This is a genomic window from Mycobacterium sp. NPDC050441 (genome assembly GCF_040655355.1).
GTDB lineage: Bacteria > Actinomycetota > Actinomycetes > Mycobacteriales > Mycobacteriaceae > Mycobacterium.
Genome location: NZ_JBFAJS010000001.1, coordinates 114,462 through 126,400 on the forward strand (window position 1 = coordinate 114,462; position 11,939 = coordinate 126,400).

The 11,939-nt window shown below is 65.0% G+C and carries 11 protein-coding genes; 8 read left to right on the forward strand and 3 right to left on the reverse strand.

Annotated elements, in window-relative coordinates; genetic code table 11:
- Window positions 1-92: 92 nt before the first annotated feature.
- The 6 genes from AB0I14_RS00620 to AB0I14_RS00645 all read left to right on the forward strand — a co-directional run bounded on the left by AB0I14_RS00620 (window position 93) and on the right by AB0I14_RS00645 (window position 6,590).
- Window positions 93-1,502: an ABC transporter substrate-binding protein gene (locus AB0I14_RS00620; protein WP_358014374.1), complete on the forward strand. Its 1,410-nt coding sequence runs from the start codon at window positions 93-95 to the stop codon at window positions 1,500-1,502.
- Between the two features lie 3 nt (window positions 1,503-1,505).
- Window positions 1,506-2,429, forward strand: a complete 924-nt coding sequence (locus tag AB0I14_RS00625; RefSeq protein ID WP_358014377.1) for an ABC transporter permease — start codon at window positions 1,506-1,508, stop codon at window positions 2,427-2,429.
- Window positions 2,422-3,309 (forward strand): ABC transporter permease, encoded by an 888-nt coding sequence (locus tag AB0I14_RS00630; RefSeq protein ID WP_358014380.1) that lies wholly within the window; start codon window positions 2,422-2,424, stop codon window positions 3,307-3,309. The genes AB0I14_RS00625 and AB0I14_RS00630 overlap by 8 nt, the downstream gene beginning before the upstream one ends.
- The gene (locus tag AB0I14_RS00635; RefSeq protein WP_358014384.1) at window positions 3,306-4,310 is read left to right on the forward strand and encodes an ABC transporter ATP-binding protein; all 1,005 of its coding nucleotides are present in this window, start codon (window positions 3,306-3,308) and stop codon (window positions 4,308-4,310) included. The genes AB0I14_RS00630 and AB0I14_RS00635 overlap by 4 nt, the downstream gene beginning before the upstream one ends.
- Entirely contained in the window at window positions 4,300-5,334 is a 1,035-nt protein-coding gene (locus tag AB0I14_RS00640; protein ID WP_358014387.1) for an oligopeptide/dipeptide ABC transporter ATP-binding protein, read from the forward strand. The genes AB0I14_RS00635 and AB0I14_RS00640 overlap by 11 nt, the downstream gene beginning before the upstream one ends.
- A gap of 71 nt (window positions 5,335-5,405) precedes the next feature.
- Window positions 5,406-6,590, forward strand: a complete 1,185-nt coding sequence (locus tag AB0I14_RS00645) for an amidohydrolase family protein (protein WP_358014390.1) — start codon at window positions 5,406-5,408, stop codon at window positions 6,588-6,590.
- A gap of 189 nt (window positions 6,591-6,779) precedes the next feature.
- Here the strand turns inward: AB0I14_RS00645 and AB0I14_RS00650 are convergent, their stop codons facing one another.
- Genes AB0I14_RS00650 through AB0I14_RS00660 form a run of 3 tightly spaced genes read right to left on the reverse strand, consistent with a single transcriptional unit; the run spans window position 6,780 to window position 9,729 of the window.
- On the reverse strand, window positions 6,780-8,246 hold the full coding sequence (locus AB0I14_RS00650) for a PH domain-containing protein (RefSeq protein ID WP_358014393.1): 1,467 nt from the start codon (window positions 8,244-8,246) through the stop codon (window positions 6,780-6,782).
- Window positions 8,243-8,737, reverse strand: a complete 495-nt coding sequence (locus AB0I14_RS00655; protein ID WP_358014395.1) for a PH domain-containing protein — start codon at window positions 8,735-8,737, stop codon at window positions 8,243-8,245. Before AB0I14_RS00655 ends, AB0I14_RS00650 begins: the two co-directional genes overlap by 4 nt.
- The gene (locus AB0I14_RS00660) at window positions 8,734-9,729 is read right to left on the reverse strand and encodes an HAD family hydrolase (protein ID WP_358014398.1); all 996 of its coding nucleotides are present in this window, start codon (window positions 9,727-9,729) and stop codon (window positions 8,734-8,736) included. Before AB0I14_RS00660 ends, AB0I14_RS00655 begins: the two co-directional genes overlap by 4 nt.
- A 62-nt stretch (window positions 9,730-9,791) precedes the next feature.
- On the opposite strand from AB0I14_RS00660, the gene AB0I14_RS00665 reads away from it, so the two are divergent.
- Together AB0I14_RS00665 and glp are read left to right on the forward strand one after the other, a co-directional pair.
- Window positions 9,792-10,715: an SDR family NAD(P)-dependent oxidoreductase gene (locus AB0I14_RS00665; RefSeq protein ID WP_358014400.1), complete on the forward strand. Its 924-nt coding sequence runs from the start codon at window positions 9,792-9,794 to the stop codon at window positions 10,713-10,715.
- 2 nt (window positions 10,716-10,717) lie between these two features.
- The gene (gene glp, locus AB0I14_RS00670) at window positions 10,718-11,905 is read left to right on the forward strand and encodes a gephyrin-like molybdotransferase Glp (RefSeq protein ID WP_358016654.1); all 1,188 of its coding nucleotides are present in this window, start codon (window positions 10,718-10,720) and stop codon (window positions 11,903-11,905) included.
- Window positions 11,906-11,939: the final 34 nt, after the last annotated feature.

Genomic DNA, 11,939 nt, shown 5'->3' on the forward strand with positions numbered 1-11,939 from the left:
GGGCGACATCGAGCGACAAAATGTCGGTAGCGATTCTCGAACCCTCTTCGCTGATGCCGGCGAACTACTCGGAGGTCTACGGATCACAAGTCGTGACGTCGCTGTTCACGCCGCTGGTGACCTTCGACCCGGGAACCAACGAAACGAGACTCGGGGTCGCTTCGGAGATCAACAGCGCTGACAGCCAACACTGGGATGTGAGCATCGCGCCGGGCTGGACGTTCCACAATGGCGAACCGGTGACGGCTTCTTCGTTCGTCGACGCATGGAACTTCAATGCCAGCCGCGATGCGGCGCAACTCAACTCATACGTGTTCGACAACATTCAGGGTTACGACGAGGTCTCCTCAGGTCAAGCGCCCGCGATGAGCGGCCTCCATGTCATCGACGATCATTCGTTCCGGATCGACCTGAAGACGCCCGATTCACAGTTCGAGATCATGCTCGGCTACCCCGCCTTTTCGCCCCTGCCGACAGCGGCGTTCAAGGATCCGAAAGGATTTGAGCGAGCGCCGATCGGCAACGGGCCGTTCAGGATGAACGGGGAATGGATCCACGACCAAGAGATCCAATTGACCCGGTTCGACGAGTACGCCGGCGCTCCGGCCAAGGCCAAGTCGCTGACGTACCGGATCTACCAGAGCTTTGACACTGCCTACAACGACTTGGTCTCCGGCGGCATCGACATTGTTCCGGGCATACCCGCATCAAAGGTCGAGGAAGCCCGGCGCATCCTCGGTCAGAACTATGCGGAGTTCGACAGCGGACGGCTGGAATACCTCGGATTCCCGCTGGCTTCACCGCAATTCGGGTCTGCCGATGTCCGCCACGCCATCTCGATGGCAATTGATCGGCAGGCGGTCAGCAACGTCGTTTTCGCAGGCACCCGTGAACCTGCCACCGGCTACGTACCCAGCCTCGTGCCCGGCGCAGCTACAGACGCATGCGGCCGGAAGTGCACGCATGATCCCGACGCGGCGAGGCAGCTCTTCGATCAAGCGGCAGACGACCGTATCCGTAACGGATTCTCCATCGCGTACAGCACCGACAGCCCCGACAACAAGCCCTGGGTGGAGGCCGTATCCCGGCAACTGTCGGACACACTCGGTATCCAGGTCACACCGAAGCCGTATCCAACCCTGGCGGTGGTGCTCGAGAAGCTGGGCAACGGATCGGTCGACTCGGCGTTCAGAACTGCCTGGACGTTCTACTACCCCAGCATCGGGAACTACCTCGATCCGATCTTCGGCGCCACGTCACCCGAGAACTTCTCCAGATACCAAAACCCGTCATTCGAAATGAAATTGGCGGAGGCCAGGGGCTCCGCATCTACAGATCAAGCCCGCAACCTCTACCTCCAAGCAGAGCAGATCGTGCTCGATGACATGCCCTACGTCCCGTTGTGGACTCAAAGGGTCCCGGTCGGAACCTCCCCACACGTCGGCGATGTGCATATGGATGCCTTCCGCAGGATCCATGTCGAAGACGTCACGCTCCGCTGAACCATGGCCAAATACATCCTCGGTCGCGCCCTTCAAATGCTCGGTGTGGTGTTCGGCGGCACCCTGGTGATCTTCGCCCTGGCCTTCGCGCTGCCGACCAATCCGGCAGCGGCGCTCGCCGGTGAACGAGGCGCAGATCCGGCGTTTGTGGCAGCCATAGAAGCTCGCTACCACCTCGACGAGCCGCTGTGGCGCCAGTACCTGTACTACGTGCAGGGACTTCTGCACGGAGACTTCGGCGAGACCGTCACCGGTCAGCCGATCGCGCCTATGTTGGCCGAACGACTAAGTGTCAGTGCACAACTCGCAGCCGTCGCGGTGCTGATTGCCTGCGTCCTGGGAGTCGGCGCCGGCATGCTCGCAAGCCTCAACCGCCACCGCACCATCGACCACATCGTTCGCGCGGCCACACTCGCCGGATTGTCGATCCCGTTTTTCGTGATCGCATTCGTTCTCCAACTTGTCGTCGGCGTAAAGCTCCAGTGGCTTCCGGTATCTGGTCTAGAGGCTGGTTGGAAGAGCCTGCTCATGCCCGGATTCGTTCTCGCAGTGGCTTCTACGGCCTACATCACACGACTCACGCGATCACAACTCATCGAGCAACTGGACGAGGACTATGTCCGACTCGCGACGGCAAAGGGGCTCGGGCGCTGGCGTGTCGTCCGGCATCACGCACTGCGAAACAGCCTCATCCCGGTGGTCACGTTTGCCGGCATAGAGTTCGGGGCGCTGTTCGGCGGGGCGGTCATCGTCGAACTCATCTTCAACATCCCGGGCTTGGGACAGGCTCTCGCACGCGCGATCTACCTCGGCGACAAACCAGCGGTGGTGGGCATCGTGACCGCGATCATCTTGGTCTACGCACTGATCAACCTGGCAATCGACGCCATTTACCTCCTCCTAGACCCGAGGATTCGTCATGCATAACGTCGACCTCCCTGCTCGCTCCGTCGAAAAGCCGGCCGGCGGACACCGGCAACGGTCCTGGACCCAGCTGCGCCGGTCCCGACAGGCACAGGTAGGAGCAATCCTGCTCCTACTGATGATTGCGCTGGCCCTCATACCAGGATTGTTTGCTCCATACAGCAGCAGCGACTGCGCTCTGAGTCAATCTCTGCTTTCCCCAAGCTCACAACATCTCCTCGGTACCGATCTGCAAGGTTGCGACGTTCTGACGCAATCGATCTACGGCACCAGAGCCAGCCTCACCGTCGGACTACTCGTCGCTCTCTTCACCGGGCTGCTCGGCGGAGCGATCGGAGCCATCGCCGGCTACGCCGGCGGCTGGATCGACACGGTCCTGACCAAGACGACCGAGATTGCTCTCTCGATCCCGCTGCTCCTCAGCGCGAGCGTGCTCCTGACTCTGGTCGGAAGTGGCGGCCTCGCCGCGGTGGTGATCGCCCTGACCCTGAGTGGTTGGCCCCCGGTCGCGCGGATCATGCGCGGGGCCGTGCTCGAGGTCCGTCATCGAGACTTCGTGCTCGCCGCACGCGCCACGGGCGGCACCCACCCCAGGATCCTGCTGCAACATGTCCTGCGAAACAGCCTGGCGCCGTGGTTCGTTGTCGTGACCACGAACCTCGGACTCTTCATCACCTACGAGTCGATCGTCTCGATGCTCGGAGTGGGCCTGCAACCCCCCACCATCTCGTGGGGCCAGCTCATCTACGACGCCCAGAGCCGCTTCCTCGACGCGCCGCTACCTCTACTCGCACCAGCGGGATTCCTCACCGCCGCCGTGTTCGCCTTCATCTTGATCGGCGACTCGATGCGCGACGCCCTCGATCCCAAGGACGCGAAATGAACCCCAAATCGACGAGTACGCCCGTCGTTTCCCCCGAACAACGCACCGAACCGCAACAACCAGCGCTGCGTCTCGAAGATCTACGGGTGTCGCTTCGCGACGGCACTCCCCTACTGCGCGGAGTCGATCTCGAGGTCAACGCCGGCGAGGGGCTTGCTCTGTTGGGTGAGTCCGGTTCAGGAAAGAGCCTCACTGCCCAAGCGATCATGGGGCTGCTGCCCAACACCTGCACCGTCGAAGGCCGCATCGAATCAGACGGCCTCGACCTCCGCAGCCTGACGCCACGTCAAATGCAGTCCGTGCGGGGCGCTCGGATCGGTCTGGTCTTCCAGGATTCACTGTCGGCGTTGAACCCTGTGCACCGCGTCGGTGCACAGATCGGCGAGGCACTTCGCATTCGGGAAGGACTCTCGCGTGCACAGGCCAAAGAACGTGCGCTGGAACTCATGCGACGCGTCCGCATCCCCGACGCAGAGGCGCGGTATCGAAGCTATCCGCATCAGTTCTCCGGCGGTATGCGCCAGCGGGTCGCCATCGCGATCGCCCTGGCGCAATCTCCCCGGATCCTGATCGCCGACGAGCCCACCACCGCCCTCGACGCGACGGTCCAACTGCAGATTCTGCACCTGTTGAAGTCACTCCAACAGCAGCTCTGTATGGGCCTGATCCTCATCACTCACGACCTCAAAGCGGCGGCGGCCATCGCTGACCGGGTGGCCGTCATGTACGCGGGTCGCATCGTCGAGACGGGACCGACCACGTCCCTGCTCGCACACCCGCATCACCCGTACACCTGCGCCTTGCTACGTGCGATTCCCAGCAGGAACCGACGCGCAGGGCATCTCGATGTGCTGCCGGGCGGGCCGCCCGAACTCACAGCCGAGCTCAGTGGGTGCCCGTTCAGGTTCCGCTGCAGCGATGCCATCGAGATCTGCTCCACGACCGATCCCCGATTGACTCCACGAGACACGCAAGGAGCGTGCGCCTGCCATGTCAAGTGAAACCCTGCTCAAACCGGCCGCAGAGCCGATGCTGGTGTTGCGGGCTGTCGAACGGCACTACAAAGTCGCACGCGGATTGGGTCGCCACCAACTGCTCCGCGCGGTCGACGGTGTCGACCTCGAAGTTATGCGGGGTGAGACGCTCGGTCTGGTCGGCGAATCCGGCTGCGGCAAATCGACGCTGAGCCGACTGATCGTCGGTCTCGACCGGCCCACATCGGGTGAGATCCATATCGGCAGTACAGAAGTCGGACAGGCCGATCGACGAACACGACGGCAGCTGACGAAAACTGTCCAGATCGTCCTGCAGGACCCTTACACCTCACTCAATCCCCGGATGACCGTCGGCGCGATCATCGGCGAACCGCTGGTCGTACACAAACTCGGAGACAAGAGATCGATCCGCCGCCGAGTCTCGGAAATGCTTGACCTGGTAGGGCTTTCAGCCAAGGTCTCAAACCGTTATCCACATGAGTTTTCGGGCGGTCAGCTTCAGCGAGTCGGAATTGCGCGCGCGCTTGCCGTCAACCCGTCTGTGCTCGTCTGCGACGAACCGGTGTCCGCATTGGACGTCCTCGTCCAGGCCCAGATACTGAACCTACTTGCCGACGTGCGTGACAAGCTCCATTTGACCTGCATCTTCGTTGCCCACGATCTCGATGTCGTCCGTCAGATCAGCGACCGGATCGCGGTGATGTACCTCGGCAAGATCGTCGAAGCGGGTCCTGTCGACACAGTCTTGACGACGCCGCAGCACCCGTACACACAGGCGTTGCTCGGTTCGGTCCCCACCTTGGACGCTGCCGGCCGCGGCCTGCCGACCCCAACGCTCGTCGGTGACCCCCCGAGTCCGATCCGCCCCCCATCCGGCTGCGCGTTCGAGCCGCGTTGCCCCGTCGCAGTCGACGACTGCCGTGCCCGGGCTCCGTCTCTCGAACGCGTCGACGATCACATCCACCGCGTGTCGTGTCACCTCACGCACGCCGACGCACATCCACGCCCACCAAAGGAAGGTAAGGAATGAAAACCGTAGAAACCAACACCCAATATGCGATAAGGGCGCAGCGGGTTCTCGATCCCGAACGCGACGAATATTTGGAGGATGCCGTCGTCGTCGTCAGCGGCGGCAAGATCGAATCTGTAGTCGACACTCCCCCGCCCGGCGCCGTGGTCGTCGACCTCGGCGACCGCACGCTTCTTCCCGGCCTCATCGACTGCCACACCCACATGCTGCTACGGCCGGAAGACCAAGTCTGGCCTCCGGCAATCCTTTTCAAAACCCAGGTCTACCGGATGATCGAAGGAGTGGCGGCCGCGGCACGGGCGCTGGAGATCGGCATCACCAGCCAGCGTGACACCGACAACGAACAGGTCTGGCACGGGGATACGGCTCTGCGTGATGCGATCGCTGCCGGCACCGTTCCCGGCCCTCGGATGTGGGTTGCCTCCGACGCAATCTCCATCACCGGCGGAGACATGAGGATCGACGACAAGGTCAATCCGGAACTCAAGCTGCCAGATGTCGCGGCGATGGCGGACTCACGCGACGCGTACATCGGCGAGGTTCGCCGGCAGATCAAGATCGGCGCCGACTGGATCAAGATCTACTGCACGAGCACTCGTAAGGACGTAGAGCCGGAGACGATGGAGCCGCTGCATCAGTTCGACGTCGAGGACGTACGGGCAATCGTCAAGGAGGCTAAGCGATTCCGCCGGGATGTGGCGGCACACGCATACGGAGGACACGGCGCGCAGGCGGCCATTCAGGGTGGCGTCCGCACGCTCGAGCACGGTCCACTCTTGCTTGAGGCAGACCTGCAAGCGATGCTCCAGAGTGGCACCTATTGGGTACCGACGATGCAAACGTATTACAAGCGGCAGAACACCGATTTCGAGAAGCGTTTCGTCAAGAGGCACGAAGGCGCCTTCAAACGGGGCCTGGAACTCGGGGTGAAGGTGGCGTTCGGCACCGACATCGGATCCTTCCCGCATGGTGAGCAACTCGACGAGTTCGACTTGATGGTCGAATACGGCATGACGCCACTGCAAGCGATTCAGTCGGCCACCACCGTGGCAGCCGAACTGCTACGTCAGGAAGGCAAGATCGGCTGTCTGCGCGCCGGGGCACATGCAGACCTGATCGCTGTCGATGGGGATCCGCTTCAGAACATCGCCGATCTGAAAGCGACGCGCTTGGTCATGAAGGACGGGAAGGTTCACCGGGACGACGATCGGGTCACGTCCGACGTCAAGGACCTCGCCTGGGTCCCGTCGCGCTAGCGATGTAGTGACGGCAGCCTGCGCTGCCTCCGGTACATCCCTTTCGCGAGTCGGGCACTGTCCCGAATCTCGTGTGCGTGTGTCCGTTTGTTCTTTCAGCGGGTGGAGGTCGTCAAACGTGCCGGCCTCCACCCGCGGCAGAACAGACACGACGGAAGACAGTTGTCGGTGGCGAAGCTTCGTCGCCAATCACCGGTCTGCCCACCCGTTGTCGGCCACCCACGGCGAGGCCGCCGCCGCCACGGACCACGCGTGTGTGGCCGGGATGTCGAGCACGGCGTACGCCTTCTCCCCGGCGGCGGTCGCCGCGATCAGCGTGGCCACGCCGGCGCGGCGCTGAAAGAACGTCTGCCGCACCGTCCATCCGATGATCCCGGCGGCGTCCAGGTGATCGCGGCGCCGCTCCACGCTGCCGGAGCGGGCGACCAGCCAGCCGTCGCGCACCAGATGCCCGAGCGATCGGGCGCGATCGGCAGCCAGAAGGCCGGCAGCTACCACAACACCGGCCCACAGCACCCACACCCAGACCGGTACCGCGACCACCAGCAGCGCCACGCCGGCCACCGCGGGCAGCACCAGGGCGCGGGTCCAGCGTCGCCGCACCGCCGCCGGTCCATGGGTCACCAGTTGCGCGTCGACGGCACCGGGATTGCCGATCAACTCGGCCAGCACTCCCCTGGCAGTGCCGGCCGGGCACGGCGGCAGCAGCAGGGAGGCCTCCCCCTGTCCGCCGACGCCGGTCATCACGGCGTCCAGGCGGGCGCCGCCGAAGGCCCGTACCAGCAGCGGCTCACGCAGAGTGCCGCCGCGCAGCCGCCGCATGTCGTACGTGTGCTCACGCAGACGCAGCAGACCGTGCTCCAGGTGCAGCACTCCCTCCTTTCCGGGAATGTCCCTGCGAGTCAGCACCAGGTTTCCGTAGGTCAGCAACGACCTCAGCACCGACAACACCACCGAAAGCGCGAGGATCAGCAGCACGCCCACCACCAGGGTGGCCAGGACACCGAGGCGTTCTGCCTCCGCGATCCCGGACTGGGCAAGCTCTGAGTTCCGCAGTGCGGCACCGACACCGGCTTGGTAGATCACTCCGGCCGCGGCCGCGATCATGGCCAGGCCGGTGAAACTCAGTGGGCTGTAGCGCAGCCAGGAGGGCTGCCAGCGGGCCAGCTCGCGTCCTGCCGGTGCCTCGGCGACCGGTACGGCATCGGCCAGCAGGATCGCGCGCAGCCGGGGCACCTGCTGCGCCTCGACCGCATCCAAGGCAAATTCGGTGTCGCCCTTGGCTTGCTGGCCGGTGCTGATCCGCAGCACGGTCAACCCGAGCAGCCGGTGCAGCAACCGGGCATCGGTCGATACCGAACGAATCCGGTTGCGCGGCACCGACAACGTCTTGCGTTGCAGCAGCCCGGTGCGCAGTTGCACCTCGTCGGGTTCGATGCGGTAGCTGGTGGTGAACCACCGCGCCAGGCCGACGGCGATGGTGAGCACGATCGCGGCGATCGTCCAGCCCTGGTTCCCGGTCGCCGAGCCCAGCACCACCGCGCCGATGAGCAGCGGAATCTGTTGCAGCACTTCATGTACCGGATGGACCAGCAGCATGCGCGGGCTCAACCGTTGCCACTGCGGCTGGTTGGCCGGCTCAGCCGGCGCGGTCACGTGGCGTCCTGTTCGCCGATCGCCGCGATGTCGGTCAACTGCGCCACCACCCGCTCGGCCACGTCGTCATCGAGTGCCACGATCCGCACGGCCCCGGCCGAGGATGCCGTCGTCACCGTCACGTTGGCCAGACCGAACAGCCGATCCAGCGGCCCCCGGTAGGTGTCCACGGTCTGCACCCGCGAGATCGGCGCGATCCGCCGCTCCTGCACCAACCACCCGGTGCGGGTGTACACCGCGGGCGTCCCCGATGCGACGTTGATGTCCCACCGGTGCACCCGGTAGCGCCACATCGGGACCACCACGATGAAGAGCAGTGCGCCCAGCATCGTGGCGATGGCGGCGGCCGCGTGCAGCCACGCCATCCGCTGGTCGATCGCGAACCAGATCAGCTGTGCCAGCGTCAGAACCACCCACGGGATGGCCGCACTCAACGCCCATACCAGCGGCGCTTTACGGCTGGGCGGATTCGCGGGGTCGATCAGCTTCATTCGGCGAACACCGTCTTCCAGTCGTTCTTCATGTCGACGACGGTCCAACCGTTCGGCCCGGCCTGCTGCAGTGCGGTGACCAATTTCCCGGAAGACGGCGGGTTGGCGTCGTAGGCGTACGCGCGCTCGGCGTCGGTGTGGTGAATCAGGACACCGAGGCTGGGTCGCGGATTGTCGATCGTGGTGTACTCCAGCATGGCCTGGTCGCCATCACTGTTGCCGACGGCCAGAATCGGCCTGCGCCCGATGAACTCGTGGATACCCGACGGCTTGCCCGCCTTGTCGTCGACGAAGACGTAGTCGAGGGTCTTGACAAGCACCGGCTTACCGTCCCGCAACTCGTATTTGGTGGTGCCGGTGGAACCGACCACCTGCTCGGGCGGGATGCCGTACACCCGCTGCGAGAACACCCGCATGAAATCCGCACCGCCACCGGAAACGATGAAGGTACGGAATCCGTTGGCGCGCAGGTAGGACAACAACTGCTGTTGCGGTTGGTAGGTCAGCTGGTCGTAGGGCTTGTTGAACCGAGGATGCTTGGCGGTCGCCATCCAGTCGGTCACCCGTTGGTTGAACTCGTCGGTGGTCATCCCGCTGTGGGTGAGCGCCAGAACGCGCAGCAGCCCTTCGTGCCGGTCACCGGCGAGCAGGGCGGCCACGTCCCCTTTGAGTGCCGCCTGCACCATGGGATCGGCGGCCAGCGCCGGCTCTTGCGGTGCCCGACGCTTGAGCTCGTCGAAGACGAACGCCGCCTGGAACGGCAGCGGCGCTTCGGCCCACAACGTGCCGTCGTTGTCGAATACCGCGACGCGATCCTCCGACGCGACGTATTCGGGGGTGTCCGGGGTGGTCGCCCGCTTGACGAACTCGGTGATCGAGCTCTTCGCCGATGTGTCGTTCCAAGCGGACAACGGATCCGCGGCACCGTCGTTCGACGAACAGCCGGTCAAGCACAACAGCATGGTCAGCAGGATCGCCATCAGGTTGCGCATGGGTCCCAGACTGCTATGGCTCCGGGGTGCCGTCCAGCACCCGCGTTCCGTATGTTCAACCCATGAGCGCCAATTCCAAGTGGACCGAGGCCGACGTCCCCGATCAGTCCGGCCGGATCGCGATCGTCACCGGCTCCAACACCGGGCTGGGCTATGAGACCGCCCGTGTACTAGCCGCCAGGGGCGCACACGTCGTCGTCGCGGTGCGCAACCTGGACAAGGGCCGCGAGGCCGTCGACCGGATCACCGCCGCCGTGCCGAAAGCGGATCTCAAGCTCCAGCACCTCGATGTGGGCTCGCTGGAGTCGGTTCGCACCGCGGCCGACGAACTCAAAGCTGCCTACCCGCGTATCGACCTGCTGATCAACAACGCCGGGGTGATGTACCCGCCCAAGCAGACCACCGTCGACGGTTTCGAATTGCAGTTCGGCACCAACCACCTGGGCGCGTTCGCGCTGACCGGGCTGCTGCTGGACCACCTGCTGCCGGTCGACGGGTCCCGCGTCGTCGCGGTCGCCAGCGTCGCGCACCGCATCCAGGCCGCCATCCACTTCGACGACCTGCAGTGGGAACGCAGCTACAACCGGGTTGCCGCCTACGGGCAGTCGAAGCTGTCGAACCTGCTGTTCACCTACGAGTTGCAGCGGCGTCTGGCCGCCAAGAACGAGCCGACCATCGCGGTGGCCGGCCACCCCGGCCTGTCCAACACCGAACTCATGCGCCACATCCCGGGGACCGGCCTACCCGGCTACAGCCAGCTCGCGAGCCTGTTCACCAACAGCCCGGCCAAGGGCGCGCTGGCCACATTGCGGGCCGCCACCGATCCCGATGTGCGCGGCGGCCAGTACTACGGCCCATCCGGTTTCCGTGAGATGGTCGGCTACCCGAAGCTCGTGACCTCCAGCAAGCAGTCCCATGACGAGGACCTGCAACGCCGGCTCTGGACTGTTTCGGAAGAGCTCACCGGCGTCAGCTTCCCGGTGTGACGATGCGGACCGTCGAAGAACACCAGAAGGTCGTTGCCGGGCTGATCAAATCCCGTGCCCCACAAGATCTTCCACTGAACGACACCCTCGGCCTGGTGTTGGCCGCCGAGGTGGTCGCCCCGCTGTCACTGCCCGGCTTCGACAACTCGGCGATGGACGGCTACGCCGTCGTCGCCGACGAGGTCGCCGCCGCCACCGAGGACAGCCCGGTGCTTCTGCCGGTCGCCGAGGATATCCCGGCCGGCCGCACCGACCTGCTGACGCTGCAGCCCGGGACAGCGCACCGCATCATGACCGGGGCGCCGCTGCCGTCGGGTGCAACCGCGGTGGTTCCGGTCGAGGCCACCGACGGCGCAACGGACACCGTGACGATCCGCGCGGCGGCCCGGGAGGGTCAACACGTCCGCCGCGCCGGCGAGGACGTCACCGCGGGCACTGCCGTACTGCGCGCCGGTCAGGTGATCACCCCGGCCGCGCTCGGGCTGGCCGCAGCACTCGGGCTGGCCACGCTGCCCGTGGTGCCGCCGCAGCGCGTCATGGTGATGTCCACCGGCACCGAACTGGTGGCCCCGGGCACCGAACTGCAGCCCGGGCAGATCTACGAGTCGAATGCGGTGATGCTGGCCGCCGCAGTCCGCGATGCCGGCGCACAGGCGACCATCGCACCGATGTCTGCCGACGACGTCGACGCCTTCCGTGCCGCGTTGGCCACCCATGCCAGAGACGCGGATCTGATCATCACGACCGGCGGGGTCAGCGCAGGCGCGTACGAGGTGGTCAAGGACTCATTGTCGGATCAGGTGGAGTTCGTCAAGGTCGCGATGCAGCCCGGCATGCCGCAGGGTGCGGGCACGGTGGATGGTGTTCCGATCATCACGCTGCCCGGCAACCCGGTCAGCGCGCTGGTGTCCTTCGAGGTGTTCGTCCGCTCGCCGCTGCGTTCCGCGATGGGCCACGCCGAACCGGATCGGCCGCGGCGCACCGCTCAGCTGACCGAGGATCTGACCTCACCGCGCGGAAAACGGCAGTTCCGGCGGGGTGTGCTGACCGGGGACTCGGTCAGCAGCTACGGTCCCCCGGCCTCACATCATCTGCGCTGGCTCGCTTCGGCGAACTGTCTGTTGGAGATCGCCGAGGACGTCACCGAACTTCCGGCCGGGTCGACGGTTCCCGTGTGGGACCTGACCTAGCAATTCCGACACCACCCGCACGTAGAATCCTCCC

Excerpts from the sequence above, each read along its gene's own strand:
- AB0I14_RS00660 (WP_358014398.1), bottom strand. The coding sequence starts at position 9,729 with ATGCGCAACCTGATGGCGATCCTGCTGACCATGCTGTTGTGCTTGACC.
- AB0I14_RS00665 (WP_358014400.1), top strand. The coding sequence starts at position 9,792 with ATGAGCGCCAATTCCAAGTGGACCGAGGCCGACGTCCCCGATCAGTCC.
- AB0I14_RS00640 (WP_358014387.1), top strand. The coding sequence starts at position 4,300 with ATGTCAAGTGAAACCCTGCTCAAACCGGCCGCAGAGCCGATGCTGGTG.
- AB0I14_RS00625 (WP_358014377.1), top strand. The coding sequence starts at position 1,506 with ATGGCCAAATACATCCTCGGTCGCGCCCTTCAAATGCTCGGTGTGGTG.
- AB0I14_RS00655 (WP_358014395.1), bottom strand. The coding sequence starts at position 8,737 with ATGAAGCTGATCGACCCCGCGAATCCGCCCAGCCGTAAAGCGCCGCTG.
- glp (WP_358016654.1), top strand. The coding sequence starts at position 10,718 with ATGCGGACCGTCGAAGAACACCAGAAGGTCGTTGCCGGGCTGATCAAA.
- AB0I14_RS00635 (WP_358014384.1), top strand. The coding sequence starts at position 3,306 with ATGAACCCCAAATCGACGAGTACGCCCGTCGTTTCCCCCGAACAACGC.
- AB0I14_RS00630 (WP_358014380.1), top strand. The coding sequence starts at position 2,422 with ATGCATAACGTCGACCTCCCTGCTCGCTCCGTCGAAAAGCCGGCCGGC.